This window comes from Streptomyces sp. NPDC001415, assembly GCF_053597395.1.
On the sequence record NZ_JBSFIE010000005.1, the window covers coordinates 1 to 26320 of the forward strand.

The 26320-nt window shown below is 70.0% G+C and carries 24 protein-coding genes and 2 pseudogenes; 10 read left to right on the forward strand and 16 right to left on the reverse strand.

Annotation, left to right across the window (positions count from 1 at the left end):
• Together ACWC2B_RS07885 and ACWC2B_RS07890 are read right to left on the reverse strand one after the other, a co-directional pair.
• A pseudogene (locus ACWC2B_RS07885) lies at positions 1-80 on the reverse strand (glycoside hydrolase family 75 protein); the annotation flags it as partial.
• A gap of 55 nt (positions 81-135) precedes the next feature.
• Positions 136-1293 carry a hypothetical protein gene (locus ACWC2B_RS07890; protein WP_450715582.1) on the reverse strand — a complete coding sequence of 386 codons (1158 nt, stop codon included), beginning with the start codon at positions 1291-1293 and terminating at the stop codon, positions 136-138.
• A 557-nt stretch (positions 1294-1850) separates the two neighbouring features.
• Between ACWC2B_RS07890 and ACWC2B_RS07895 the strand changes: the two genes are divergently transcribed.
• Positions 1851-2426 (forward strand): dihydrofolate reductase family protein, encoded by a 576-nt coding sequence (locus tag ACWC2B_RS07895; RefSeq protein ID WP_450715583.1) that lies wholly within the window; start codon positions 1851-1853, stop codon positions 2424-2426.
• Between the two features lie 157 nt (positions 2427-2583).
• Here the strand turns inward: ACWC2B_RS07895 and ACWC2B_RS07900 are convergent, their stop codons facing one another.
• Entirely contained in the window at positions 2584-3360 is a 777-nt protein-coding gene (locus ACWC2B_RS07900) for an SDR family oxidoreductase (protein ID WP_450715584.1), read from the reverse strand.
• Between the two features lie 202 nt (positions 3361-3562).
• Here ACWC2B_RS07900 and ACWC2B_RS07905 point away from each other — a divergent pair, with 202 nt between their 5' ends.
• On the forward strand, positions 3563-4453 hold the full coding sequence (locus tag ACWC2B_RS07905) for a helix-turn-helix transcriptional regulator (RefSeq protein ID WP_450715585.1): 891 nt from the start codon (positions 3563-3565) through the stop codon (positions 4451-4453).
• Positions 4454-4525: 72 nt separating this feature from the next.
• Positions 4526-5488 carry an NAD(P)H-dependent flavin oxidoreductase gene (locus tag ACWC2B_RS07910; RefSeq protein WP_450715586.1) on the forward strand — a complete coding sequence of 321 codons (963 nt, stop codon included), beginning with the start codon at positions 4526-4528 and terminating at the stop codon, positions 5486-5488.
• Between the two features lie 183 nt (positions 5489-5671).
• On the opposite strand, the gene ACWC2B_RS07915 is transcribed toward ACWC2B_RS07910, so the two are convergent.
• Positions 5672-6619, reverse strand: coding sequence for a phosphodiester glycosidase family protein (locus tag ACWC2B_RS07915; protein ID WP_450715587.1), 948 nt, complete (start codon positions 6617-6619; stop codon positions 5672-5674).
• Between the two features lie 586 nt (positions 6620-7205).
• Between ACWC2B_RS07915 and ACWC2B_RS07920 the strand changes: the two genes are divergently transcribed.
• Positions 7206-7808: a phosphoribosylanthranilate isomerase gene (locus ACWC2B_RS07920; protein WP_450715588.1), complete on the forward strand. Its 603-nt coding sequence runs from the start codon at positions 7206-7208 to the stop codon at positions 7806-7808.
• Positions 7809-7931: 123 nt separating this feature from the next.
• On the opposite strand, the gene ACWC2B_RS07925 is transcribed toward ACWC2B_RS07920, so the two are convergent.
• Both ACWC2B_RS07925 and ACWC2B_RS07930 read right to left on the reverse strand, forming a co-directional pair.
• Positions 7932-8921: a phospholipase gene (locus ACWC2B_RS07925; RefSeq protein WP_450715589.1), complete on the reverse strand. Its 990-nt coding sequence runs from the start codon at positions 8919-8921 to the stop codon at positions 7932-7934.
• A gap of 513 nt (positions 8922-9434) precedes the next feature.
• Entirely contained in the window at positions 9435-10658 is a 1224-nt protein-coding gene (locus tag ACWC2B_RS07930; protein ID WP_450715590.1) for a GNAT family N-acetyltransferase, read from the reverse strand.
• 701 nt (positions 10659-11359) lie between these two features.
• Here ACWC2B_RS07930 and ACWC2B_RS07935 point away from each other — a divergent pair.
• A complete protein-coding gene (locus ACWC2B_RS07935; RefSeq protein ID WP_450715591.1) occupies positions 11360-12058 on the forward strand; it encodes an aggregation-promoting factor C-terminal-like domain-containing protein in 699 nt (232 codons plus the stop codon).
• An 81-nt stretch (positions 12059-12139) separates the two neighbouring features.
• Here the strand turns inward: ACWC2B_RS07935 and ACWC2B_RS07940 are convergent, their stop codons facing one another.
• From ACWC2B_RS07940 to ACWC2B_RS07950, 3 genes and pseudogenes are all read right to left on the reverse strand, one after another.
• Positions 12140-12952 carry a DUF6585 family protein gene (locus tag ACWC2B_RS07940; protein ID WP_450715592.1) on the reverse strand — a complete coding sequence of 271 codons (813 nt, stop codon included), beginning with the start codon at positions 12950-12952 and terminating at the stop codon, positions 12140-12142.
• A gap of 247 nt (positions 12953-13199) precedes the next feature.
• Complete coding sequence (rph, locus tag ACWC2B_RS07945) at positions 13200-15836, reverse strand: rifamycin-inactivating phosphotransferase (protein WP_450715593.1); 2637 nt, start codon at positions 15834-15836, stop codon at positions 13200-13202.
• Between the two features lie 333 nt (positions 15837-16169).
• A pseudogene (locus tag ACWC2B_RS07950) lies at positions 16170-16382 on the reverse strand (DinB family protein); the annotation flags it as partial.
• A gap of 151 nt (positions 16383-16533) precedes the next feature.
• Between ACWC2B_RS07950 and ACWC2B_RS07955 the strand changes: the two are divergent.
• On the forward strand, positions 16534-17799 hold the full coding sequence (locus ACWC2B_RS07955) for an APC family permease (RefSeq protein WP_450715594.1): 1266 nt from the start codon (positions 16534-16536) through the stop codon (positions 17797-17799).
• Between the two features lie 169 nt (positions 17800-17968).
• Positions 17969-18754 (forward strand): alpha/beta fold hydrolase, encoded by a 786-nt coding sequence (locus ACWC2B_RS07960; protein ID WP_450715595.1) that lies wholly within the window; start codon positions 17969-17971, stop codon positions 18752-18754.
• A gap of 13 nt (positions 18755-18767) precedes the next feature.
• Here ACWC2B_RS07960 and ACWC2B_RS07965 read toward each other — a convergent pair whose 3' ends face one another.
• On the reverse strand, positions 18768-18908 hold the full coding sequence (locus ACWC2B_RS07965; RefSeq protein WP_450715596.1) for a hypothetical protein: 141 nt from the start codon (positions 18906-18908) through the stop codon (positions 18768-18770).
• Between the two features lie 148 nt (positions 18909-19056).
• Between ACWC2B_RS07965 and ACWC2B_RS07970 the strand changes: the two genes are divergently transcribed.
• Entirely contained in the window at positions 19057-19983 is a 927-nt protein-coding gene (locus ACWC2B_RS07970; RefSeq protein WP_450715597.1) for an endo-beta-N-acetylglucosaminidase H, read from the forward strand.
• A 79-nt stretch (positions 19984-20062) separates the two neighbouring features.
• Here ACWC2B_RS07970 and ACWC2B_RS07975 read toward each other — a convergent pair whose 3' ends face one another.
• The 3 genes from ACWC2B_RS07975 to ACWC2B_RS07985 form a co-directional block, all read right to left on the reverse strand.
• Positions 20063-20899 carry an alpha/beta fold hydrolase gene (locus ACWC2B_RS07975; protein WP_450715598.1) on the reverse strand — a complete coding sequence of 279 codons (837 nt, stop codon included), beginning with the start codon at positions 20897-20899 and terminating at the stop codon, positions 20063-20065.
• A gap of 117 nt (positions 20900-21016) precedes the next feature.
• Positions 21017-21493 carry a DinB family protein gene (locus ACWC2B_RS07980; RefSeq protein ID WP_450715599.1) on the reverse strand — a complete coding sequence of 159 codons (477 nt, stop codon included), beginning with the start codon at positions 21491-21493 and terminating at the stop codon, positions 21017-21019.
• Between the two features lie 107 nt (positions 21494-21600).
• Positions 21601-22227 carry a class I SAM-dependent methyltransferase gene (locus ACWC2B_RS07985; RefSeq protein ID WP_450715600.1) on the reverse strand — a complete coding sequence of 209 codons (627 nt, stop codon included), beginning with the start codon at positions 22225-22227 and terminating at the stop codon, positions 21601-21603.
• Positions 22228-22314: 87 nt separating this feature from the next.
• Here ACWC2B_RS07985 and ACWC2B_RS07990 point away from each other — a divergent pair, with 87 nt between their 5' ends.
• Positions 22315-22896, forward strand: coding sequence for a helix-turn-helix domain-containing protein (locus ACWC2B_RS07990; RefSeq protein WP_450715601.1), 582 nt, complete (start codon positions 22315-22317; stop codon positions 22894-22896).
• 93 nt (positions 22897-22989) lie between these two features.
• Here ACWC2B_RS07990 and ACWC2B_RS07995 read toward each other — a convergent pair whose 3' ends face one another.
• Positions 22990-23868 carry an alpha/beta fold hydrolase gene (locus ACWC2B_RS07995; protein ID WP_450715602.1) on the reverse strand — a complete coding sequence of 293 codons (879 nt, stop codon included), beginning with the start codon at positions 23866-23868 and terminating at the stop codon, positions 22990-22992.
• A gap of 70 nt (positions 23869-23938) precedes the next feature.
• Here ACWC2B_RS07995 and ACWC2B_RS08000 point away from each other — a divergent pair, with 70 nt between their 5' ends.
• Positions 23939-24544, forward strand: coding sequence for a TetR/AcrR family transcriptional regulator (locus tag ACWC2B_RS08000; RefSeq protein ID WP_450715603.1), 606 nt, complete (start codon positions 23939-23941; stop codon positions 24542-24544).
• A gap of 10 nt (positions 24545-24554) precedes the next feature.
• On the opposite strand, the gene ACWC2B_RS08005 is transcribed toward ACWC2B_RS08000, so the two are convergent.
• Entirely contained in the window at positions 24555-24992 is a 438-nt protein-coding gene (locus ACWC2B_RS08005; protein WP_450715604.1) for a cytidine deaminase, read from the reverse strand.
• A gap of 132 nt (positions 24993-25124) precedes the next feature.
• Entirely contained in the window at positions 25125-26162 is a 1038-nt protein-coding gene (locus tag ACWC2B_RS08010; protein WP_450715605.1) for an alpha/beta hydrolase, read from the reverse strand.
• Between the last annotated feature and the right edge of the window lie 158 nt (positions 26163-26320).

The following is a 26320-nucleotide window of genomic DNA, read 5'->3' on the forward strand; positions in this document are numbered from 1 at the left end:
GACGCCTCGCCGATCACGTTGCTCGGGCCCGTGTCGCCGACGACGGCGTACTCGACCTTGTTGCCGTAGATGACGGCGACTCGGTCGGCGGGCCTCGATGAACCGTCGGCCGAGTCGATGTGCGGCGGGCTGTCGTTATCGGGCCGGCTGCTCCTCCACCACCGGACGGGGCTCGGGCCGGGGATGCCGATCCGGCTGCGCGGACGCGATGTGGGCGAGCACGGCCATCAGAGCCGGCAGCGCCGCGAGCGCGGCCGCGAGACCCGCGGCCCAGGACGGTGCGGCCGTGATCTCCAGAGCGCGGGAGAGAGTCCGCGAATGGAACTGGCCCTCCAGCAGTTGTACGACGGCCAGCGCGGAGGGCACCAGCACAGCCGCGGCGAGAACCAGCGGCCTGCCGGTGGCGACCAGCGTCACCCCCACCAGGAAGCACAGACCCGACACCCCGAGGTCGAGGGCCGAGGAGCTGAGCGGCGCGCCGTCCCGGTGCAGCGGGAAGTAGGCCAGGCTGCACACGAAGAGCGCCAGGGCCGCCAGCCACCTCGGCCACGCCCGGGGAGTGCCGCCCTGCGCCTGTTCACGGCCGCGCCGTGCGTCGACCGGGAGGCTGACGTAGGGCTCGCCGGGGGCGGCCGAGAAGCCCACGTCGACGGGTTCGCCGGAGGCGAACGCGAGGTCTCCGGCGGACTCCGCGAACGGCAGGTCCCCGTCGGTATCGGCCGAGGCGGAGGCCGAGACCAATGCCGACGCCTCCGGGCCGGGCCGCCGCACCTCCGACTGCTTGTCCTGGGCCAAGCGGCCGATCAGCTGCACGAGGTCCTCGACGGGCCTGCTGGTCGCGGCCGCCCGAATCGCCTCCTCTCCACAGTGCGGCTCCATCGGCGGCCGGTGCAGCAGTGCCATCAGCCGGGTGACTTCTTCCACGGGCCGGCATTCGGCCGCCGCACGGATCGCCTCGTCGGCGCTGTCGGCGCTGCGCGGCGGCTGCGTCAGCAGCGCCACCAGCCGGGAGACGTCCTCCACCGAACGGCCCACGCCGACCGCGTGGAGCGCGTCGACCGTGGCCCGCGCGTACTCGGGTGACTGCTCCAGGAGCGTGATGAGTTGTACGACCTCCTCCAACGGCCGGTCGGCGACGGCTGCGTGCACCAGGCCGTCGATCGGGTCGGAGTACGAAAGCCCGGGCGCGCCCGCGACGGCTCCGGCGTCCTCGGTCGGCAGGGGCGGGTCGGCCGACGGGATAGGAGGTATGCCGGGCCGGCCTGGTAGGGGTGACGAAGAGGGAGTGGTCATACTCGGCTCCATGGGGACGGGTGCGTTTACCTTTGGGCCACCTGTGCACTGAGTTACCTGTTGTTGACCATTTACTGGGTGGGCGGCCCGTTCGCGCCACTTGGATGCGGCACCTGTGTGAGAGCCGCTCGGCGGACCGGCATCCCTGCGGAGATGTGGACCGGCGCGTGGCGAGCAGGAGGGTGATGCCGTCGGGGTGTTCGGCGGCGTGCCATGCGGAGTGGTGAGCCGGTCCGCGACCCCACCAGCGTTCACCCCGAGCACTGCGCCGCCGGGCCGGTCGGGCGTCCCCGTGCTGCCAGGGTTTGTCGGCGATGTCGGACACGTAGGGCAGTTCGTCGGTGTGGGCAGCGTCGAGTCGCCCGCCCGGGGCGGAGCGCGGCTGTGCCGGAAGTCGCAGGTCACGTGCCATGCGAGCGGTCGGGGCCACGCGTGGTTGCCAGGGCGATGAGTTTCCGCGGCGTGCCGGGTCTACATGTGCGACGGTCGCCGCAGCCCATCCGAAGAAGATCGCCCGCCTGTGTCCACACCGATCAACCGCACCTGAGAGGCACGACATGACCGCTACCTACACCTTCGACGTCTTTTCCAGCCTGGACGGCTTCGGCGCCGCCGGCGCCGACTGGACCGGCTACTGGGGCAAGCAGGGCCCGGAGTTGCTCGACCACCGTCTCGGCTTGTACGAAGCGGAGCAGCGGATGGTCTTCGGGGCCAACACGTATCGGGCATTCGCCCGGATGCTGGCGTCAAGCACCGAGGATTCCGATGTACGTGACCCGTGGGTCACCCGGATGAGGAGCCTGCCGGCAACGGTGGTGTCGACGACGCTGGAAGGTCCCCTCGACTGGCCGAACGCCACCATCGTGAGCGGTGACGCCGTCGATGTCGTCGCCCGGCTCAAGGAGGAGTCCGAGGTGCCGTTGCGCTCGCACGGCAGCCTGTCGTTGAACCGGGCGCTGATGGCGGCCGGCCTGGTCGACCGCTTGCAGGTGACGCTCTTCCCGGTCATCACGGGGCAGTCGGGGCTGGACCCGATCTTCCAAGGCGCGGCTGACTTCGACCTGGAGCTGATCGAGAACCGCACGCTCGACGGTCACATCCAGGAGCTCGTCTACCGACCCACTCTCCATTGACCCGGGCGGATCCGAAGACGACGTGCACCACGAGTAAAGGGTGCCCATCGACTACGCCAACTGGCCAATACCAGCGGCGAGTTGGATCCTCCGCCGGTCAACTCCCCCGGGCGCGGTGGGGACGTCCGCGGGAGGGCGCCCCACCGCTCGGGCGTGGTCAGCTGGGCTGGCCGGTCGGCATGATGGTGACCTGTTGCAGGTTGGCCCGGGGCGGGAGGCTCGCCAGGAAGCCGACTGTCTGGGCGATGTCCTGAGGCGTGAGCCACTCCATCGTCTCCTTGGAGTCTTGCAGCCACTCCCGCGCGCCCTGGTCGGTGACATGGCTCTGCAGTTCGGTGGCGACGATGCCCGGCTCGATCGCCGCCACCCGCACCTTCTTCGTACCGAGTTCGGCCCGCAGGTGGCGGGAGAGGTGGGTGACGTACGCCTTCGTGGCGGAGTAGACGGCGAAGTTCGGGAAGATGTTCTGCGCCGCGATCGACGACGTGTTGATCAGGTCGGCCACACCGCGCTCGGCGGCGGCCCGGACCAGCTGAGGGGTGAACGCGGCGATGGTGTTCATGAGACCGGAGACATTGAGGTCGATCTGGCGCTGCCACTGGTCGGTGGCGAGCTCCTCGATCGGGGCGGGCAGCATGACGCCGGCGTTGTTGAACAGCAGGTCGGCGCCTCCGAATTCGGCCGCGACCCGGTCGGCGGCCGCCAGGAGCGCCGTCTTGTCAGTCACGTCGGCGGCCAGTGCCAGGGCCTGGCCGCCGTTCTTCTCGATCCGGGCGACCAGATCGTCGAGGCGTTCCGCGCGCCGGGCCAGGACGGCGACGCGGGCGCCGAGTTCGGCCAGGTGCTCGGCTGCCGCGGCACCGATGCCGCTGGAGGCGCCGGTGACGACCGCCACTCGGCCGGTGAGGGGACGGGCAATAGACTGCGTGGCCATGGTGCGCACCTTTCAAGGTGACTCGATGAGGGGGCGGATCGATGACGGCCGACTGCCGCCGTGCCCCTGATCCAGAACACCACCCGAGAAGCTCTCGCGGAGCGCCGAAGGTCGCCCTTACCAGGCAGGTATCCGCGATACAGGTACCAGCAGGGCCACCCGGGAAGGGACTGGCCCAGCCCGGCACGAGAACACTGGAGACATGGACCGCAGCCACGAGATCGCCGACTTCCTGCGCACCCGGCGCGCCGGACTCACCCCGGACAGGGCCGGGCTCCCCGACGACGGACGCACCCGCCGTGTCCCCGGGCTGCGCCGCGACGAGGTGGCCCGCCTGGCCGGGGTCAGCACCGAGTACTACACCCGGCTCGAACAGGGCCGTGCGGGCAATCCCTCCCCCGAGGTCCTCGAAGCCCTCGCGCGCGCCCTGCACCTGGACGAGTCCGAGCGCGAGCACCTCACGGACCTCTTGAGCCGCCCCGCCCGCCGCGGGCCGTCCAGCCCCCAGCGGGTTCGGCCCGGTCTGCACCTGATGCTGGGGACCCTCGACCACGTGCCCGCCTTCATCCTCGGCCGCCGCACCGACGTCCTTGCCGGCAATCGGCTGGCCCGCGAAGTCCTGACCGACTTCGACGCCTTGCCGGCGCCCCGCCGCAACCTGGCCCGCTACTACCTCCTGGACCCCGAGGCCCGCGAACGCGTCGGCGACTGGGAGCGCATCGCCGCCGAGACCGTCGCCATCCTCCGCCTGGAAGCCGGGCGCCATCCGCACGACCGCCAACTCGCCGACCTCGTCGGGGAACTCACCATCAAATCAAGGGAGTTCACCGGCTGGTGGAACGACCACCGCGTGCTGCGCCGCACTCACGGGGCCAAGCGCTACCACCACCCCCTCGTCGGCGACCTCCACTTCTCGTACGAGTCGTTCCAGGTGCCCGGCGACAGCGAGCAGACCCTCTGCGTCTACAACGTGGAGCCGGGCTCCGAAACCGCCCGCTCCCTGCAGCTCCTCGTCAACTGGACGGCGCCGCAGCCGCGCACCCCCTCCCCGCCGGAGCCCGCCGGTCCGCCCGGCCCAACGTCCCGAACCTGAAGGCCCGTCGAGAGCGCATGCCGCCGCTCCGAGGGATGCCCGATCGGCGCGATCGGCGCGATGATGGCGGTCATGACGTTGTCGACGGCCTTCACGGAGTTGTTCGGTGTGCGGCATCCGATCGCGCTGGCGCCCATGGGCGGGTCGGCCGGTGGGGCGCTGACGGCAGCCGTCTCGCGCGGTGGCGGACTCGGGTTGCTGGGAGCCGGGAACGGGGACGCGCGGTGGCTGGCCCGCGAGCTGCCCCTCGTCACACAGGGGACCGACGAACCGTGGGGAATCGGCTTCCAGACCTGGGCGATCGGGACCGACGCGGTCGACCGGGCGCTGGAGCACCGTCCCAGTGCGGTGATGCTGTCCTTCGGGGATCCGAGTCCGTTCACCGAGCGCATCCGCCAGGGCGGGGCGACGCTCATCCTTCAGGTCACCGATCTGGAGGAGGCGAGGCAAGCGGTGGAGCTGGGCGCCGATGTCATCGTGGCGCAGGGTACCGAGGGCGGGGGCCACGGGGCCCGGCACGGACGCTCAACCCTGCCGTTCGTGCCGGCGGTGGTGGACCTGGTGGCGCCGGTTCCGGTGCTGGCGGCCGGAGGGATCGCCGACGGGCGCGGTCTGGCCGCCGTCCTGGCTCTGGGAGCTGCGGGGGCGCTCATCGGCACCCGCTTCCAGGCCACGGCCGAAGCCCTGGTCCACCCGTCGATCGCCGCCGCGATCGTCGAGGGACGCGGCCAGGACACCGAGCGAAACCGCATCCTGGACATCGCGCGCGGCTCCGACTGGCCCTCCCGGTACACCGCCCGTACCCTCGGCCATCGCTACCTCGACCAATGGCGGAACCGGGAAGCGGAACTCGCCGCGGATCCGCAGGCCCGGCGCGACTATCAGGACGATGTGGCCAGCGGCGAGCTACCACCCCTGCCGGTCTGGGCCAGTGAGGCCGTCGATCTCATTACGGATCGGCCACCGGCAGCCGATCTCGTTGCCACCCTGGCCTCTCAGGCCGAGGAGGCCCTGACACGAGCGGCCGGACACTGAGAGCCTGTGTCTAAACCCCGCCATGGGCCACGGAGCCACCTTGGGTCGGACACCGCCCCAGTTGCCGTCCGGTCCCCGCAGTGCGACCGGCGTCACCCGCTTCACCCACGTACAGAAGCCTGATCGTCTTCACGGGATTCCGCCCGAGGTCCCGATGACATCGGAGAAACCGCCTGGGCCTCTTCAACGGGAGTACACCGCAACGCCGTTGGGGACTTTGCGCTCCTCGCCGTGGTCAAGGGCGTTGCGTACCACGAGGTGGCCGGCGTGGTCCCGGGTCGCCAGGGTGGCGGATCCGCCGCCGTCCAGATAGGCGCCCGTATCGCACCCCATGGCGGCCAGGAGGCCGGCGAGTTCGCTCACGGTGAGTCCGCTGGACGTTCCTTCCCTGCCGTCCGTCGACAGCAGGCGCATCACGTGGCCGCCCCGGGCGATCCCGACGGCCGAACGCGGTTCGGCGACCACCCTGTCCAGACCGGGAAAGGACCGGCCGTGCTCGACGATCGGGTGGGCACCCAGGGCGAAGGCGAACGCGGTGCGGCTGCTGGAAGCGAGGCGGTAGTCCACCCTCACGGCCATCCCCGGGGTGAGCGCATGCAGGGCCTCCGCTCCGGCCTCGCGGCCGAGCAGGACGAGGCTGCCCTCTGGGATCCGCCCGGCTCCGGGTGTCGATGAGGCGGAGCGGACGATGCCGTGCCGGACCGTGACCTCGTAGGTGTCCCGGGTGCAGGGCGCCGCCCTGTGGTCGTCAGTGCCACAGACAGCTCGGGCGCGGGACACTTCACCCCAGCGCGGTGTGAAGACCCCGATCGAACCGACGGGCAGGGCGTACTGGTTGAGGCCGCGCAGGGGCAGGGTGCCGTGGCTGGTGCGGATGTGGCCCTGCAGGGTCAGCCGGCCGGTGCGGGCGAGGCCGTCGACGCCGACGCCGAAGACATCTTCGGTGGAGCCTCCCTGGGGCAACGGCCAGCCGAATCGCTGCCCGTCGGGGACCGCGCCCTTCAGCGGGCGGCCTGCCCGCACGGCGGGGCCGGAGGTCGCACCGGTCGCCTGGACGCCGGGGTGCTGTGACTCGTCGATGTCGAAGAAGTCGCCGTTGACAGCGGCCACCGCTCCCTGTTCCGCTGCCATCACGGACACCTTCTCGCGCGCGGCCACAACCCCCGGGTACAGCAGGCCGGCCCGTGTTCCCCGACGGCCCAGTTCCACCGTCAGCACATGGACCCGGGCGCTGCCGTGCGACGTACGGACAGTGAACGCCCGGTACCCGACTCCGGGCGCGACCACCTCCGAAGTACCGGCCGCGTCCGCCCGGCCGACCACGGTCCCGGCAGAGACCGGGGCAGAGGCAGAGGCTGACGTCCAGGACGACGCGGCACCCACAACAGCGAACACGAACACTGCTACAGCACCCTGAAACCTCTTCACCTCACCACCATGCCCGAAGCAGCACTCGGCGCACTGCTCACCTTCCAGCCATCCCCACCAACGGCCCCGTAAGGAAACCCATCTGACACTCACTCGGCCGCCTTCGCCGTCGACGGGCAGTCGGCCGGCCACTGGTGCCTGGGCCGGCGGTTCCGTCACCGCCGTGATCCGCCGTGCCCCCATTCCCCGTGCCCGGCATGGCGGTTCACTCCGCTCCCCGACGCACTGCCTCTCAGCACCCCGCCGAGGGGTATAGGCCGAGCGTCGCGCGGTTTGATTGACTCGGGGCATGAGTGATCTCTTCGTCAAGATCTGCGGTCTGCGGACCGCGCAGGACGTCGACACCTGCGTCGAGGCGGGCGCGGACGCGGTCGGGTTCGTGTTCGCGACCAGTGCGCGCACCGTCGACGCCGCCACCGCACGACGGCTCGCCGAACGCGTACCGGCGCACATCCTCACGGTGGGTGTCTTCCGGGGCCAGCCACTCGACGAGGTTCGCCGCCTCACGGAGGAGAGTGGCATCCGCGCCATCCAACTGCACGGCGACGAGGGCCCCGAGTACTACGAGGCTCTGCGGACGCAGAGCCTCACGCTGATCCGGGCCACGGCCGCCACCGAGATCCCTGCACGGCTGGGTGAGCTGGGTGAGGACCTGCTGCTCCTCGACGCCCCCGATCCCGGTTCCGGCCGACCGTGGAACTGGGCCTCCCCCGAGTTCACCGCCCCTGCCGGACGCTGGCTGCTCGCCGGCGGCCTGCACCCGGGCAACGTCCGCCGGGCCGCCGACACCACCGGCGCCTGGGGAGTGGACGTCTCCAGCGGCGTGGAGAGCGAACGCGGCGTGAAATCAACGGAGTTGATCCGCTCCTTCATCACTGCGGCCCGCCGCTGACATCACGCCCACCACCCTGCCCGGTCCTCGATCTCGCGCCCGGGGCACGTGCTGGTCGGCAACCGCGTTTCCATGTCCCATGGGACGCGGGGCGGTGCCGAGCCGGCCCGGGGTTGTCCGGTACTACCTGAACATCCGGTCACCGCTGGTGGCCATGCGATGGGTGGCGCTGTGGCGGTTCACCCAGTCACGGATGAGGTTGATGGCGTTGGCGCACTGCCAGCTGCTGTCGTACTCCTTCACTCCGTTGAAGGCGCCGTAGCCCGCGATGATGCCGTCCACGCGCGCGTCGCCCAGCAGTTTGTCGACGTACCACGGGTCGTTGTAGGTGGTCGTCCAGGACAGCGTGGCCGCGAGCTGTCCGGCGGCGCGGTCCCCGGCCCCCTTCTTCAGTTCCGCGCATGTGTTCCAGGTGGCTTCCGTGCAGTTGCCGAAGCCCTTGGTGATGTCGGAGTCGCCGTAGTCCATCGCCCGGTGGCCGGTCGGGAATCCGGAACCGGACCGGTTGAAGGCGCCGACCACCTGATCGCGGGTCCCGGTCGTCGTGATGCCCTCCAGGCTGCCGAGCTTGCCTTCCAGGCTCTTCCAGCCCCTGCCGCCGACGTCCGGGGTGCTGCCGCCGTGGTACTCGTAAAAGCCGTAGAGCACCTGGACCCCGGCTGCCGTCAGCCGCTGTGCCTTGTCGCGCAGTCCGGCGACGCTGCACCCACGGTTGGGTGCTTCTCCGCAGTAGTTCGGGTCCTTGATGTCCAGCCAGACGAGCGCCAGCCTTCGCCCCGCCTTGGCGTTGGAGACGATGCGGTCGATCATGCTGTCGAAGCTGGGGCCGTGCCGGGTCTCACCGGCCGAGGAACAGTCGTGATACGCGCGCCATTCGTTCGGGTTGTACCAGGCGCAGACGTCGATCTCGATGCCGTTGGCGCCATGGCTGAGCGCGGCGTCCACGCCGTCCAGGGTGTCGACCCGGTGCGCGATGGCGTAGATCGCATGACGCTGATCGGCTGCTGCCGCCGGGGTCGCGGCGAGCGCGGTGGCACCGACGATTCCGCACAGCGCCGCCACCAGCGCCCGTAACGTTCGCCCGCCGATGCCGTGTCGGAGGTGAGTGATCAAGAGGGTTACTCCTTCATGTCGGTGTCCCGCATGTTGGTGGTGTCCTGCATGTTGGGGTCCTGAAGAGGGCGGCCGCACAAACTTCGGCGGTGAGGCGACGAGCAGGTCCACCGACGCATCCGGAAGCGGCGGTACGCGGGCAGCGTCGGCGAGCACTGGGTGCGCCGACGCCTTCCCGCGTTACGGGACCGACAGACTCCGGCCCGGCAGGCCTCGTCGTAACGCTGCGCAGGGCGCCGCGTCCTTCGCACGGCAGTACGTCGCCACTGCCCCCACGGCACTCCCCTGCCGCACAACGTGACGCCCCCGTGCCGTCCGTCCATCACAAAAAATACCGTGTCCAGCGCAGATTTCGTGACATGTTCTCGGCCTGCTTCCATCATCACATGGCCATCGTGCACGGCGAGTTGGGCCGAGCAACCCGGGCGCCGCCGGCAACAGCCTGGTCCGCTCCCCCTCCCAGTCGGCTGCAACCCCAGGAACGCCACTTGTGCAGGGTCGGCAAGCCCGCGGTCAGAACCAATGCAGGCAGTGCGGGGCGCGCTCGGTGCGGAAGAGGGCGTCGGCGAGGGTGGCCGCGCCCGGGTTGTGGGCGCGGATGTGTCCGGCGCGCACGAGCGTGCTCGGGGCGGTGCCGCCGAGGTAGACCGAGCCCAGGTCGCTCACGTCCAGGGACAGGTCGGGCTCCCGGTCCGTCGGAACACATTCGGCCTTGCCGTCCCGGACGGTCAGCAGGTAGCGGTCGTGCTCGTCGAGGAACGGGTCGTCGACGTCGAGGACGAGCTCACCGTCCATGAACCAGCCGCGTGAGGTCAGCGCACGCGGGACGTCCAGCAGTCGCGCCCAGAGCCAGTCGGTGTCGTTACTCACCTCGCCGGCGCGGGAGTCCGCGAGCTGCCAGCGCAGCGGGTGCCCGGGCGGGACATGCTTGAACACGACCTGACCGACCAGGTCGTGCCCCAGCACGAAACGGGCCAGGGCCGTGAAGACGGCGTCGTCGGTGGCGATGGTCTCGTCCACCGTCAAGGTGTCGGGCTCGCCGAGCGAGTAGCTGGCGTAGCCGTCCGGGACGCCGTCGGCGTCACGGTGGACGGCGACATAGCGCGGCGCCGGAGCGATCGGGGGCTGCCCCGCGCCCAAGGCCCACCAGCGGTGCGGCCGGGACAGCGCGCCGGGCTGGGTCCTGCGGTACCGGTCGTAGACCTCTTCCAGGATCTCGCCGCATTCGGCACGCCGCAGTACCTCGACCGAGCCGGTCGCCGGGGCCTCGGCTGCCGCGCGCGCCCGGGGAACGGCGAGAGCGCCCTGGTGGCGCGGCACCGTCAGCCGCTGCGTGTAGGTCGCCGGTCCGTAGCCGAATCTGCGGTAGATCAGGGCCTCGGAAGCCAGCAGCACGGAGAGGAACTCCCCTCGGGCCCGCAGCTCGGTGAGCTGATGCCGCATCATCGCGCTGAGCACGCCCTGGCGCCGGTGCGAGGGCAGGACGCCGACGGCGGTCACCCCGGAGACCGGGACGAGGATCTCACCGGGCAGGGTGAGTTCGAAGGAGTACGCACCGGCGGTGCCGATGGGCCGCCCGTCCTCCGTCATGGCGAACAGATTGCGGTCCATTTCGAGCGCCGCCCACCAGACTCCGCCGCCGCCTTCGGTCCGGGTCTCCGGGAACCGTCCGAACGCGGCATGCAGTGTGTCGACGAACGAGTCGAGGTCCTGATCGGTCGTGGGACGTGTCTCCATTGTTGCTGCTGCCTCCTCGGGATACCGGCACCACGACTCGTGATGTCCCGCCACGATGCAGCGTCGCCCTGTGGCCAGGTCAAGCCAATTACGGTGGGGCCCGCCGCCGGTCACAGCCCGGCCGCCGGGGGCGAGTTGCGGTCATGGGGATCGCGGCGAGGGTCTTCCGCGTGAGGGGGCTCGGGGCGGTGTCTCGGTCGGCTGGTTCCTCCGGCGTTCGCGGACGCCGTGCTGACCCTTTCACCAGCCGCCAACGCTTCCCTAACGCCCCGACTCCACGCCGTTAGCGGCCCGGCCGCCGGGGTGCCCGAAATACTGATGGATGTTCAGGTACGAGCCAGTTAGCACCATTTGGTACAGTCCGGTGAGTGGTGCACTGTAAACCAGGCAGCTTCTTCTTGTGTGGGTAATGGAGAAACTACTGGGGTAAACGAGGTGTGAGGTTTCACACGTATCGGGGAATTGCCTCGCGGCGACTTCCGGCAGAGTCTTGCATCCGTCAGGCCCCCGCATACGGCACGCCGATCTCCACGTGACTCAACAGGTGAGCCGTATGCCGCCCGAGTACCAAGTGGCCCTCCCCACAAGGGGGGTGTCCGTCGGGTCGAGTCCTCCCGTGGCCCAGTAGTTGGGAGGAGAGAGCCAGGGGCACGATTGCGTCCGCGAGGTCACCCGTGCGCACACAGCTGGAAGGAAACCGTGTGAGCAGCCGGATCTCGGTCCGGGGATTCGCGGTGGCGTCGGCCACTGCGGTCACCACCGTTGGCGCCGTGGTCGGCGTTGCCGCGGCAGGCCCCGCTGCCGCTTCGAACGACAACTTCGAGGCCACCGCGGCCGATGCCACGCTCCTCGCGGACATACCCGCCGGCCAGCAGGCCCAGGTGCAGACCGCGTCCCTGACGCAGCAGGCCGACGCCCAGTCCGCGCAGGCCAGTGCCGCGGCGAAGAAGTCCGCCGAAGAAGCGGCCCGCCTGCGAGCCGCCCAGGACGCCAAGGCCAAGAAGAACGCCGCCGACAAGGACAAGGCCAGCAAGGACGCCAAGGCCCGCGACCTGGAGACCCAGGCCGCCAGTCGCTCGGCGAGCCGGAGCACCTTCCAGGTCCAGAGCTCCTACTCGGTCTCCGACGTGCAGGCGATCGCCCGTCAGATCATCCCCGCCGACCAGTTCCAGTGCTTCAGCAACATCGTGGACAACGAATCCAGCTGGAACTACCGGGCCACCAACGGCAGCGCCTACGGACTCGTCCAGGCGCTGCCCGGCTCCAAGATGAGCAGCGTGGGCGGGGACTGGCAGACCAACCCCGCCACGCAGATCAAGTGGGGTCTCAACTACATGAACGAACGGTACGGCAGCCCCTGCGGCGCCTGGTCGTTCTGGCAGGCTCACGACTCGTACTAGGAGTGCCGGGCCGCTTCTCTCGGGTGGCCTCGGAAACCGGCCCGCCCCACATCGGGTCCCGAGTCCACTCCGAAAGGTCGCTCAGCCCCTGGAGGCCGACCCTCGTTGCAGGTGATCGGCGAGGGCGCGGAACACGAGGAAGTTGGGGATGCGGCTCACCGCCGTCATCGAAAGGGCGCTCCACCGCCCGGCGACACGGATCCGTACGAAGCCGTCCTTCACCGCGACCTCCTCGACCTGTGACCAGGGCGTGGACTTGCCGCCCGACCCGATCTCCGTGGGCGTCAGCCAGAGCGGGCCGAACTCCAGCCGCCGTCCCGCGTTCAACTGGGCGACCGCTTGCGGTAGTTGGGCCTCCGTTACGGCTTGCTGGATCGCGGGTCCCCACTCGTGGGGCTGCGCGTAGCCCGCCTGGAGGACGATCTGGGTGCCCGTGGTGTCCGTGACGGTGTAGGCGTAAGTGATCCTGGTGGTCTGGCCGTATTGGGTGTGCCGGACGTTGTTCTGCAGCACGGTCGTGTCGGCATAGCGAACCACTCGGACAGCACCGCGGTGGGCCGAGGTGAGTCCGTGCTCGAACAGATCGAGGCGCGCCCCCTCGTTCCTGCTGGCGGCACCGCTGTACTTCACGCTCGCGTACAGGCACATCAACAGCGGCAGCCCCACGACGAACGCGAGCGGAACATAGCCGGTCGCCAGGCAGATCACCACGAGGACAGCCAGCACCCCGGCCGCGATCTGGACGCGCCTGACGTGCTGACGCTGAGCCTGGGCGATCGACGGATAGGCCGCGCGATGCGCCCCCAGCCCTTCCCGCGCGGCCGCCGCGCCGACCTGCTGCGCGACCCCGTCCGGGTCGAGGTGATCCTGGTTCCGCACTGAATCCCCACTCATCCATGCCCCCCGTGAGCCCGCGAGAACTGCCCTGTGATGAAACCGAGTCGTGACGGAGTCACGTCAACAACAACCACTGATACGGACGGCGTCGCCGGACCGATGGTTCCACCGGTTCCTTGCCGAGTTGCCTCAGCTGATGCCGCGAACGCCCGCGACCAGGGCCCGCCCGGCAAGATCTGCTGGACAGGACCTGAGCCCCCAACTCCCCGTATCCCGGGCCGAGTTCACCGCTCGGCGTGATCGGTCAGGGCAGGATCTCGATGTACCCGTCGGTTCCGTGCACGCGGATCCGCTGCCCGTCCCGGATCAGCCGGGTGGCCTGCTCCACGCCCACGACAGCCGGCAAACCGTACTCGCGGGCGATCACCGCGCCGTGGGTCATCAGGCCGCCCACCTCCGTGACCAGGCCCGCGATGGAGACGAACAGCGGCGACCAACTGGGATCCGTGAAGGGCGTGACCAGGATGTCGCCCGCTTCGAGATCGGCATCCGCCATGTCGAGGACGACGCGGGCCCTTCCCTCGATGGTCCCGGCGGAAACCGGCAGGCCGACCAGGGCGCCGGCCGGCACGTCGTCGCGCCGGTACGCCCCGGTGAGGGCCTCACCGTCCGAGGTGAGCACCCGGGGTGGTGTGAGCGCCTGGTAGGAGCGGAACGCGTCCTTGCGCTGCTGGATGAGCCGGCCGTCCACCTGGTTCGAGCGCACGACGTCGTGGAGTTCCTGGAACGTCAGGTAGTAGATGTCCTCCCTGTCAGGAAGCACGCCGGCCTCCACGAGGCGATCGGCCTCCTCCAGCAGGGCCCGCTTGTAGACGAAGTAGCGGCTGACGATGCCGTACTTCGGGTACTCCCGGTACCCGATGAACGTTCGGACCTGGTCGATCATCCGCTTGGTCTCGTCCGCCTTCTGGTCCCCGTCCGGCAGGGCCCGCAAGCGGTACAGCACGTCCTGTTCCTTCTTCTGCGCCTTCCGCAGCCCCTGCTCGAAGCGCCGCTCGGCGGCGCCCGGCTCGAAGTTCCTGACGTTGTCGAGGATCACGGGCACGAGCGTGGTGGGGCGCTCGCGCCAACGCGGCCTCGTGACGTCGATCTCGCCGACGCAGCGCATGCCGTACCGGTCGAGGTACGCCTCGATGGCGTCGCGCGCTTCGGTGCCGCCCTCGATCTTCGCCAGCTCGTCCAGGAAGGCGTCGTACCCGATGTCCTCCACGCCCTGCAGGAAAGCCACCACCTCTGAACGCGGGCGGATCACGTCCGCGACGTCGAGCAGCGCCAGTCCCATCTCCGACGTGATGTTGTCGGGTGCGGACAGTGTGAGCGTGTCAGCCGCGTTCTTCTCGCCCAGCCACTCCTCCAGCTTGTCGTTGAGCCACCACGTGGCCTCCATCCCCGCCATGATCGCCTGGAAGTTCGGCGGTTCGGTGAGTACTCGCTTGTGCTCCTCGAAGGCCTCCAGGAGGAAGTCGAACAGTGCCGGTCCGGTCTTCGTCCGGATGTCGCGCTCCAGCGCCGCGATGGACGCCTCGCTGCGCTCGATCAGCTCGGTGACGATAGCCGGATCGGGCTCGGCCGGGAACGAGACGCCTGCGGACGGCGGCCCGCCGGGACCCGTGTCCGGGAGCGACGGGACGAAGCCGTCCTGGTCGAGGACGGTTTCCAGCGCGTCCCTGACCAGCGGATCGCCTCTCCCGATGAGGTCCAGGAGGCCGACGCGGCTCGCGGGCGAGGCCAGGCGCCGGGTGACATCGACGAACAGCCTCCCGCCGGCCTCGTGCATCGGCACCATGGCCGTCAGCTGCCACATGGACAGCCCCAGGGGCTTCATGGGGTCGGTCATCATCTGCTGATGGCCGACGGAGACGTAGACGTGATTCTCCTGGTCGTCGGCCGCGGGGATGGGGAACAGCGTCGTGATGGGCCGGCTCTGAACGATCTGGAAGCCGTCGTCGGCCAGGCACCATTCGATGTCCTGCGGGCTGCCGAAGTGCGCTTCGATCCGCCGCCCCAGCTGTACGAGCCGCACGACCTGCGCATCCGTCAGCGTCGGCTGCTCCTGCCGCTGCGCGTCGATCGCCACTTCCCGCGTGCCTCCGGCGGGCAGGGCGTGGACGGCACGCTGCTTGGCGGCGATCGTCCTGGCGACGACTTCGCCGTCGCGCACCTTGAAGACGTCCGGGTTCACCAGGCCGGAGACCAGGGCCTCGCCGAGGCCGAAGCCGGCGTCCACGGTGGCGACCTTCCGGTTGCCCGTGACGGGGTCGGCCGTGAACAGGATGCCGGCCGCTTGCGGGAAGACCATCTGCTGCACGACCACGGCCATGTCGACCGTACGGTGGTCGATGCCGTTCCGCCGGCGGTACGTCACGGCCCGCTCGGTGAACAGCGAGGCCCAGCACCGGCTGACGTGCTGGAGGACGGCCGCCGGCCCCACGACGTTCAGGTACGTGTCCTGCTGGCCGGCGAAGGAGGCGGTCGGCAGGTCCTCGGCCGTCGCGCTGGATCGGACGGCATAGGCGGTGTGCTCGCCGAACCGGGCGAGCGCGCTGGTGATCTCCGCCGCGACATCGTCCGGGATGGCAATCTCTTCGATGGCCCGACGAATCTGCGCGCTGAGCGTGCGGACCGCCTCCCGGTCGTCCCCCTCTTCCCTGAACTGGGCTTCACTGAACTTGGTAAGGCGCGACAATTGATCGAGCTGATCGTCGATCGACGGCGCTTCCGCCAAGATCCGCCGGAAGGCGTCCGTCGTCACGCAGAATCCACCCGGCACGCGGATGCCGTCGATCCGCGACAGGCCGCCCAGGTGCGCGCCCTTGCCGCCGACGACCGCGGCCTGGGTCTCGTCGATCTCTTGAAGATCCAACACGTACTGCTCGTTCACTGCGTTGCCTCCCAGGCAGCCGTGCTGCCGTGCACTGCGGTGGCCGATCGACTCACCGACACCACCAACTCCGTCGTACCGCTCACCGGGCCCGTCCTCATCCCTGCCCTCATTTCCGCAGGTTGTGGCCTCGGCCGACGATTCTGCGCCGTGACCCGGGCCTTGTGGCAAGCCCCCCATGGCGCTATAACTTGAGAGAGGCAAGGAGAGGTTTCTCCTTGCCTTCGTCTTTTGCCGTCCAAGGGGACCGGCAAGCCTCTCGCGAAGCGGTGACGCGCACCGGGCAAGAACACTGTGTACGGGTACGGGTACACGCCAAAGAATCGCCCCGGACTACGAACGATCGAGGCCGGGCGCCCGGTATCGGTAGAGGTCACGCAGCAGTGCGATCTCGGCTCCGTGGTGCAGGAGTTCCTGGTTCACCCACCAGATGACGTCGATGAACGGCTCCTCCGGGTCGCCACCGTGCGGGTACGTGCAGTGGCCGATCTTGTCGAGCGCGGCGTCGTCAGCGGCGAGCAGGGCCTCGCGCCAGGCTGCGGCAGCCACCGTAGCGACAGCGCGCCGCGGTCAACAGCGAGTCCCGGATGCGGAGGGGCCGGCCCCGGCCCCGGCACATCGACTCGATACCGTGCCCCGAAAATCGACCGCCGGACGGACGCGGTGCCCGCACGGGTCACCGTTCGAGGAGTGAGTGTTGAACGCGCCAGCGCCCTCAGCAGGTGGCCCCGGTTTGAAGCGTCGGCTGGGAGTCTTTGACGCCGTAGTCATCGGACTGGGCTCGATGATCGGGGCGGGGATCTTCGCCGCGCTCGCCCCTGCCGCCGGTGCGGCCGGGTCGGGCCTGCTCCTCGGCCTGGCGCTCGCCGCCGTGGTCGCCTACTGCAACGCCACGTCCTCAGCACGGCTGGCCGCCCGCTACCCCGCCTCCGGCGGCACCTACGTCTACGGCCGCGAGCGGCTGGGGGAATTCTGGGGCTATCTGGCCGGGTGGGCCTTCGTGGTCGGCAAGACCGCCTCGTGCGCGGCGATGGCCCTGACCGTCGGTTCCTACGTGTGGCCGGGCTGGGAGCACGCGGTGGCCGTCGCCGCCGTAGTGGCGCTGACCGCGGTGAACTACGCCGGGGTGCAGAAGTCCGCCTGGCTGACTCGGATCATCGTCGCCGTCGTGCTGGCCGTGCTCGCCGCGGTCGTGGCCGCCTGCCTGACCGGTGGGAGCGCACACGCCGCCCGGCTGGACATCGGCGCGGACGCCACCTTCGGCGGGGTACTCCAGGCCGCCGGACTGCTGTTCTTCGCCTTCGCCGGGTACGCGCGCATCGCCACACTCGGCGAGGAAGTCCGCGACCCCGCTCGCACCATCCCGCGCGCGATCCCGATCGCCCTGGGCATCACCCTCGGGGTGTACGCGGCCGTCGCCGTCACCGTCCTGGCCGCACTCGGACCTGACAGGCTGTCAGAAGCCACCGCGCCGCTGGCCGATGCTGTCCGCAGTGCCGGGATCCCCGGCTTGGCGCCGGTGGTGCGGGCCGGGGCCGCCGTCGGCGCCCTGGGTTCCCTGCTCGCTCTGATCCTCGGGGTCTCGCGCACCACCCTCGCGATGGCCCGCGACGGGCACCTGCCGCGTGCGCTGGCCGCGGTCCACCCGCGTTTCCACGTCCCCCACCGGGCGGAACTGGCCGTCGGGGCCGCCGTCACGGTACTCGCCGCAAGCGTCGACGTGCGTGGGGCGATCGGATTCTCCTCCTTCGGTGTCCTGGCCTACTACGCCATCGCGAACGCCGCCGCTCTCACCCTCTCCTCCACCGAAGCCCGCCCACCACGACCAGTACCCGTCCTCGGCCTCACCGGCTGCATCGCCCTGGCCTCCGCCCTGCCACCCGCATCAGCCGCCTCCGGCGCGGCGTCCCTCGCCCTCGGCGCCGCCGTTTATGCCGTGCGCAAGGCCATCAACCGCATCTGAGCACTCCATCGCGGACCATGCCGTCGCCTGTGTGCGGCGTCCGGGACGGCGCCTCTTGCGCAGAGCGTGACCGCGAGTGCCGCACTGGCGCACTGGCGCACTGGCGCACTGGCGCACTGGCGCACCCTATTGGTTGGCACATGCCCTGTCGTCCTGCGAACATCTGCGGATGCTCGTATACGCCGACGATCTCGGCCACCTTTCCCACGTCCTCACCGGCGACGGACCGCCCGTCGTGCTCGTGCACGCCGGCGTCGCAGATCATCGAATGTGGGACGCGGTCGTGCCCGCCCTCGCAGAGCGGCACACCGTCATCCGGTACGACTTGCGCGGCTTCGGCGAGTCCGCACCGCCGACCGGACCGTTCAGCGAGGCCGACGACCTGCGCCGTCTCCTGGACCACCTCGGCCACGAGCGCGTCAGGCTCGTCGGCGCGTCCTGGGGCGGCCGCGTGGCCGTGGACTTCACGCTCAGCCACCCGGACCGGGTGCACTCCCTGGCGCTGTTCGCCCCGCCGTGGCCGGGATACAACTGGTCCGCGGAGATGGTCGCCTACGACCAGGCCGAAACAGCGGCCCTGGAGGCGCACGACCTGGACGCCGCCGTGCAAGTGAACCTGGACATGTGGCTGCGCGGCCCGGCCCGCGAGTGGGACGACGTCGCCGCGGGGCTGACCGACCAACTCCGCGGCCCGCTACGGACGTCACTGGTCAACCAGGACATCGTGGGCGAGCACTCCCAGGGCCCCAGGGACGGCGACCTGGCCGCCATATCCGTCCCCACCCTGGTGGGCGTCGGCAAGCTCGACGTCCCGGACTTCCAGGACATCGCCCGCCGGTACGCCGCCGAGATCCCCGACGCGACCCTGGTGGAGTTCCCCACCGCTGCTCACCTCATCGCACTGGACGCACCTGCCGAACTCACCGCGGCGCTGGGTCCGTTCCTCGCCCGTTGACACGGTGACCGGGCTACCGGTCCCCCGGGCTGCCGTGCTGCGCTGATGGGCCGACGTCCTTGTCGGCCCACTCCAGCAGCTGCCGGATCACGGCTCCGACCTCCGCGGCGCCGACGCCCTCTTCGTGCTGCTGGGCGGCGAACTCGAACAGCATCGCGCCGCCACGCGGGCCGATGGAACTCGCCCCGGCGGTACGGGGGTTGACTGTCGCGCACCTCCACCTGGCAGATTTGGCATGCGCCTGCCACTCTTCCTGCGAACGGGTTCATGCGGCAGGTCCACATGACAGGAGGCTGATGCACATGCGCATATCGGGTCTGGGCAGGGTGCGGACGGCCGCACTCGCGCTCATCGCGGCTGCGGCGCTGACGGGCGGCACGACGGCAACCACCCCCGACACGGCGCCCGCCCCCGCGACGCCGGCCGCCAAAAAGGGGCCGACCTCCGTGGCCTACATCGAGGTGAACAGCAACAGCATGCTCAACGCCGGCAAGTACAAGCTGGCCAACGGCGGCGGCAACGTATTCGACGTCGCCGTCATTTTCGCCGCCAACATCAACTACGACACCACCAAGAAGTCGGCATACCTGTACTTCAACGACAACGTACGACGGGTCCTCGACAACGCGCAGAGCCAGATCCGTCCCCTGCAGGCCAAGGGCATCAAGGTCATGCTGTCGGTACTCGGCAACCACCAGGGCGCCGGCTTCGCCAACTTCCCGTCCAAGGCGGCGGCCACGGCGTTCGCCAAGCAGCTGTCCGACGCCGTGGGCAAGTACGGCCTGGACGGCATCGACTTCGACGACGAGTACGCCGAGTACGGCAACAACGGTACCGGCCAGCCCAACAACGGCTCGTTCGTCCACCTGGTGTCCGCGCTGCGCGACAGCATGCCCGGAAAACTCATCTCCCTCTACAACATCGGCCCCGCGGCGTCACGGCTGTCCTACGGCGGCGTGAACATCTCGTCGAAGTTCAACTACGCATGGAACCCGTACTACGGCACCTGGAGCGTTCCGGGCATCGCGCTGCCCAAATCGGCCCTGTCTCCCGCCGCCATCGACGTCACGGCGACACCCGCGAGCACGGCGGCCGGCCTGGCCAAGCGAACGGTCGGTGAAGGCTACGGCGTGTACCTCACGTACAACCTGGACGGCTCCGACCGGCACACCTACATCTCCAGCTTCACCAAGCAGTTGTACGGAAGCGACGCCGTCTACACCCCGTGAGGAGCCGGGTCGGCTGCGATCCGGACGCGCAACGAGGGTCGGGGATGCGTCCGCCGCCGGTCGGAGACATGTGGCCGGCCTATGACTCAGGAGTGCCGGGCGGGGTGCCGGCGCCCTTGGCCGTGAAGGCGAGCAGCAGTTCGCCGGTGGCGCCCGGAGCTTCGAGCATGGCCACGTGTCCGACTCCGGGCAGCAGCTCGACCCGGGCGCCCGGCACCGCGTCGTACCGGTGCGCCGACGTCGGCTCCCAGCGGGGGTCGGCCGTACCGAAGATCACCAGTACCGGGACGTCGATGGCGGCGAGTCGCTCGGGCACGCTCCGCTGGGTGATGTACGCGCCGTTCCGGCTCAACACCGCCCTCATCACGCGGTAGTTGACGTTCCGCAGGTCGGCGACCATGGCGTCCGTGATGTCCACCGGAAGAGCGCACGTCACGGCGATCCCCTTGCGGATCAGCGCGTCCGAACGCCTCGGCCACAGGAGCGGGCCGAACGGCGGGGCCAGCAGGACCCGCGACAGGACCGGCTGTGCGAGCAGCGCGTCCATGCTCGGGCCGCTGCTGATCAGCGCGAGCGACCCCACCAGGTCGGGGCGCCGTTCAGCGAGCGCGGTGATGACGTAGCCGCCGCTGGAATGCCCGACCGCGGCGACGCGGCGATGGCCGAGCCCGTCGAGCAGTGCCGCCACCTGGTCCGCCCGTGCGGCCACGTCGTACGACTTCGCGGGCGGGGACTGGCCGCAGCCCGGCAGGTCGACCCGGATGACGTGGTGGTGGCCGGCGAGTGCCGGGACCAGCGGACTCCAAAATCTGCCCGACGCCCCCGAACCGTGGATGAGCAACAGCGGCGGCGCCTGTCGGGGGCCGTCGTGGACCACACGCATCCCATGCGAGGACTCAGTGCTGGACTCACTCATGCCGACGATGATGCCCCGTCCGCCGGCCGCAGGTCTTGTACGAATGTCGCCGTCGGCTCCATCGCGCACACGCAGGCGCCCCGTCACCAACAGCACTGTTGCACAAGGGGCTTGGGATCATCGCCCGGTCGTGCCGTCGATCAGTTCGCGGAGGATGTCCGCCTGGCCGGCGTGGCGGCCCGTCTCCTCGATCATGTGGGTGAGGGCCCAGCGGATGCTGGGGGCGGGGCGGTTCGCTCGTGGTCGGGGAATCGGTGCGCCGAGGTCGGCGCACCCGTCGAGAACTTCGTTCGCGCGCTCGATCGTCTTCCGGTAGCGGGCGACGATGTCGGACACGCCGTCCGTCGGTGAGGCCTCGAACGTCGCCTGCCAGTCGGTGACCTGGTCACCGAGGAACGTCGCGCGCTCGACGGAGGTCAGGTGGTTGAGCAGGCCGAGCAGGTTCGTTCCCGACGGCACTTCGGGCGTTCGGACGTGTGGTTCCGGAGCGCCTTCGACCTTCGCGGCAATCGAGGTACGCAGGTAGTCGAGGAAGCCGCGCAGGGTTTCGGACTCGCTGCTTCCGGTCCGGGGCGGCGGGGTGTCGCGGGGCATGGTGGGTCTCTCCTGTGCGGGGGTGGGGGCGTCTCGGGCGACCGGTCGGGCGGTGCGGAGACGGCTTCCGCTGTGTGCCGGGAGGTCGGAGCGCCTGCGGCATCCGGTCAGGCGGTGCGGCGGATGCGTAGGACGTGGTCGGTGACCTCGGCGGTTTGGCCGCCCGGTCCAGTGGCGATCCGGTGGGGTGCGTCAGCGCGCTCGACCGTCCACGCGGCGGGGTCCAAGGCGATGCCCGCGGCGACCTCCGAAGGGGTGGGGTGGTGGACGTCGGGGTCCTGGTTCCACGACCAGGGCGCGGTCGATCCGTGGTCGACGACCAGCAACCGCCCGCCCACGCGCAGCGCGTGCGCGGCCTTGCGCAGGACGGTTGCCCTGTCCAGGTCGAAGGGGGTGTGCAGGTAGTGGGCACAGATCAGGTCGAACTCGCCCTGCGGGAACGACTCGTGCAGGTCGCACTGCTCGGCGGTGACTCGGTCGCCCAGACCGTATGAGCGGGCGAGGCCGGCGAGCCGGTCGACCGCCACGGCCGAGATGTCGACGGCGGTGACGTGCCACCCCCGGCGGGCGAGCCACAGGGCGTCACCGCCGTTGCCGCATCCGAGGTCGAGTGCGTCGCCGGGCGGCAGGCCCGTGACCGTCTCGGTGAGGCGGTCGTTCGGCTGCGGTGCGGTGGCTGCCGGCCGGGCCGCGTAGACGTCTTGCCAGTACGTGACCGCGTCGGTGGTGCTCATTGAGGCTCCTTGTGTCGGGATGCGCTCAGTCTTGTCGGACCCACCGCGACCTGGCACGAAATCTTGCGGTTCTGGCAAGCTGATCGTGTGGACCGTGAAACGGACGACGTGCTCGGCGCGGTGGGGCAGCGGCTGCGTGCGCTGCGTCGTGACCGCGGCATCACCCTCGCCGCCCTCGCGGCGACGACCGGGGTGTCGGAGAGCACCCTGTCCCGCCTGGAGAGCGGGCAGCGCCGGGCGACCCTGGAGTTGCTGCTGCCGCTGGCCCGGATCTACGACGTTCCGTTGGACGACCTCGTCGGTGCCCCGAGCACGGGCGATCCCCGGATTCACCTGAAGCCGATCCAACGGTTCGGGATGGTCTTCATCCCGTTGTCCCGGCGACCGGGCGGAGTGCACGCGTTCAAGATGATCATCCCGGCCCGGCCGAAACCGCTCGAACCGACCCCCCAGACGCACGAAGGCTTCGAGTGGCTGTATGTGCTGAACGGGCGGCTGCGGCTGGTGCTCGGCGCGCGCGACCTGACGTTGCCGCCGGGTGAGGCAGCCGAGTTCGACACGTCCGTGCCGCACTGGCTGGGCAGCGCCGACGGCGCCGCGGTCGAGCTTCTGATCCTGTTCGGCCTGCAAGGGGTGCATGCGCACGTACGCTCCGGCTCGCATCCGTAGCCCCACGAGTACCGGCGGTAGGAGCATGATGCGGCAGGGCCGGCGCGCAGGGAAGCGGCGCAAGTGCCACACCGTTAGCGCGCTTCCATCCGGTCAGCGAGTCAGGAACGCGCGGAGCGCGGTGATCAGCGCCGCAGGATTGTCCTCCTGGACGTTGTGTCCCGCGTCCGGCACCACCACGAGTTCGCCGTCGGGAACGCGCGCGACCAGGCGTTCGGCGGTGGACTGCGGGAGCACCCGGCTGCGCCCGCCTCGTACGAGCAGAACCGGCAGGCCGGTGAGCTGCGCGGCGAGTCGCTCGATGGCGGCGAGGATGGCGGGGAAGTCGGGTGGTCGGGGATCGCTCTTCGGTACCCAGTCACCGTTGGGCGCGCGGCGGAACAGCGTGCTCATGCGGTAGGCGACGCTCGCGCGGTCGGCTCGCGGGTTGACCCGCAGGGCGGCGTCCACCACCGCGTCGAGTTCGGCGACCGGGCCAAGTCCGGTCATGAAGGCCCGCATCCGTCCGGTGCTCTCGAAGTCGACGCCGGGTGCGACGTCGATCAGCGCCAGCCGCTCGACGCGATCGGGGTGCGCGTCGGCGACATGGGCGGCGACCACGCCGCCGAGCGACATACCGACCAGGCGCACCCGGTCGAAGCCGAGGTGGTCGGCCGCGGCGATGACGTCCTCGGCCATCGTGGCGATGCGGTAGTCGTCGGACCAGTCGCTGTCGCCGTGGCCGCGCAGGTCCAGTGCGACGAGCCGCGCGCCCCCGCGCAGGCCGAGGCAGACGAAGTCCCAGGTACGCGCGCTCAATCCGCCGCCGTGCAGCAGGAGCACCGCGGGTCCCGTTCCGCCCCAGTCGAATCCGTGCAATCGGCAGCCCGCGCGGGAGTGGAAGATCTCGGACGGCGGCGCCGGATCGTGGATCCGGACGCCCAGCGACGCCGCCAGCTCGGTCATCGACAGAACCGTGGTCCGTCCGTTCACCGCGACACCCCCTTACCTTGACTCCCCAAAGTAGGCTCCTTGCCTTGACTGGTCAAGGTAACGTTGGGACGTGGCTACCCGCGTACGACGCACACCCGATGAGGCCAAGCGACTGATCCTGGAAGCGGCGGGCAAACTGCTCGCCGCGGGCGGTCCCGCGGCCGTGCAGGTGCGGGCCGTGGCGGCCGACGTCGGGGTGTCCGACGCCGCGGTCAACCATCACTTCGGCACCCGCGAACAGTTGCTGTCGGCACTGTTGCGCTTCGGCGGGACGAAGCTCAAATCCCAACTGCACGCCGCCCTGGGTAAGTTGACCGACGGCCCGGCCGACCCGGCCGAACTCGTACGAGTACTGGCCGCGCTCTACGCCGACGGCTACGCCGAACTGGCGCTGGCGCTGCACCAATCGGGCTGGCGAGACACCGGAAGCGGCATGCTCGACGAGATCGTGGACCGCCTGTACACACAAGCACGGGCCAACTGCGCGGCCACCGGCAGGACACCCCCCACGCGCGAGACGATCCAGCTCACGGTGGCCGCGCTGCATCAGGCCGTCGCGACGGAGCCCCTGTTCGGCGGCGAGTTCCGCCGGAGCGTCGGACTGGACGCGGCCGCAGGCGACCGCGCGCTCGACTGGTGGACCGAGACCCTGCGCGCGACCGTTGCCGGGAGCTAGATACAGGCTCTCAGCCCGCGCTGAGTGGAGTGGTCGGCTCGGCGTCGAGTTGGTGGTCGGCCCAGACGTAGCTCTCGGGGAGCAGGTCGGTGACAGCGACGGTCCGGAGCCGGTCGCCTGCGCCGACGATGACGTTCAGGGCCGGGAAGTAGTCGAGAAGGACTTGGCGGCACCGGCCGCACGGGGAGACGACCCCCCGGTCCCGGTCCCCCACGGCAACGATCGTGTCCAGCTCATACGCCCCCTGGGCGGCCGCCGCCCCGATGAGGACCAGCTCGGCGCAGGGACCGCCGGTGAAGTGGTAGGCGTTCACCGCGGTGATGATCCGGCCGTCCCGGGCGCGGGCCGCGGCCGCCATGGTGTGGTTGTCGCCCCGGCACCGAGTACGCGCGACGTGGGCCGCGGCTTCGATGAGTTCGTGGTCGACGGGACGGGTAGGTGTGGGCATCTTCTCTGCCTTCGTACGGTGTCGGGTGGCCCGAGCAGCCAACAAGCCCCGGTGACAGTACACCGGGGCTGTCGCGCGATGCGGAGAGTGGCTGCGGAAGGAGCACCGTCCGTGGTCGGCAGATCTGGACGATCAGGAGGCGAAGGACCTTTCCAGGCGGGGGATCAGGTCTCGGAGGTCCTGTTCCCAGCAGCCGCCGTTGTGGCCGCCGTTGCACTGGGTGCCCCAGGCGGCGCCGTCGCCGTAGTCGACGTAGTGGTAGGTCATGCCCAGCGCGTCCATGCGGTCCTTGACGTGTTTGGACGCGCTTTCGAGCCAGAACTCCAGGTCACCGACCCGGCCGCCTCCGCTGCCCACATAGATGGAGACCCCGACTCCGCCGCCTTTGAGCTTGTCCATGTGCTGTGACGGGTCGGCTTCGTTCCACCGCCAGTCGGCGTTGAAGACCGGGTAGGGCGTGCCGAACAGAGCGTCACTGTCCACACCGGGCTTGTAGGGGTCGGTGTTGGGGTCACAGCCGGATATCGCGCCGCATATCGCGCCCTGGGCGTCGATGAGGGAGGCGACGACCGCCAGTCGCAGATCCATGGAGTCGGTCGACAGGTCGATGTCTCCCGACATGGACGCGGTCTGGCTGAACAGGTCGGGACGGTCCTGGGCGTAGTGGAGGGCCCCGAACCCGCCCATCGACACACCGGCGACGGCCCTGGCCTTCTTGGTGGCGACGGTGCGCAGATTAGCGTCGATGAACGGAATCACCTGCTTGAGGTGGAAGTTCTCCCAGTTCTGGGCACCGGCCGGGGTCTTCTGGTTGAGCCAGTTCGCATACCAGCCCCGGGCGCCGCCGTCCGGGATGACGGTGATCATCGAGTTCGAGCTGGTCAGCGCCGGATACGTCTGCTGGATGGGGTCGTCGGGGGACCCGTGCAGGAAGTACAGCACCGGGTAGCGCCTGGCCGGATCGTCGTAGTAGCCGCTCGGCAGGATGATTTTGATGTGGTGCTTGCCCGCGACCTCGGGCGTGGTCACGGTGATGTAGAAGTTGGTGGGCCCGCCGGTCGCCGTGTCGACCTGGGTCAGACCGAACCCGTCCGCCATCGGCGGCGGCGCGGTGGGGCCGGCCGCCTGTGCCGAACCCGTCGGCAGGGCCATTGCCACCACGGCGGCCATCAAGGCCACCACTATGCGCCATCTGCTCGATTTCCTCATCACAGCAAGCCCCCTCGTGAGCGTTGTCGTTGCGCGGCGCGGAATTTATCGGGAGCCGATGACTTCCCGATGAAATGGCACGCCGGAGACCGTAATCGGGGGCCGGCGTGCCCGTGCGT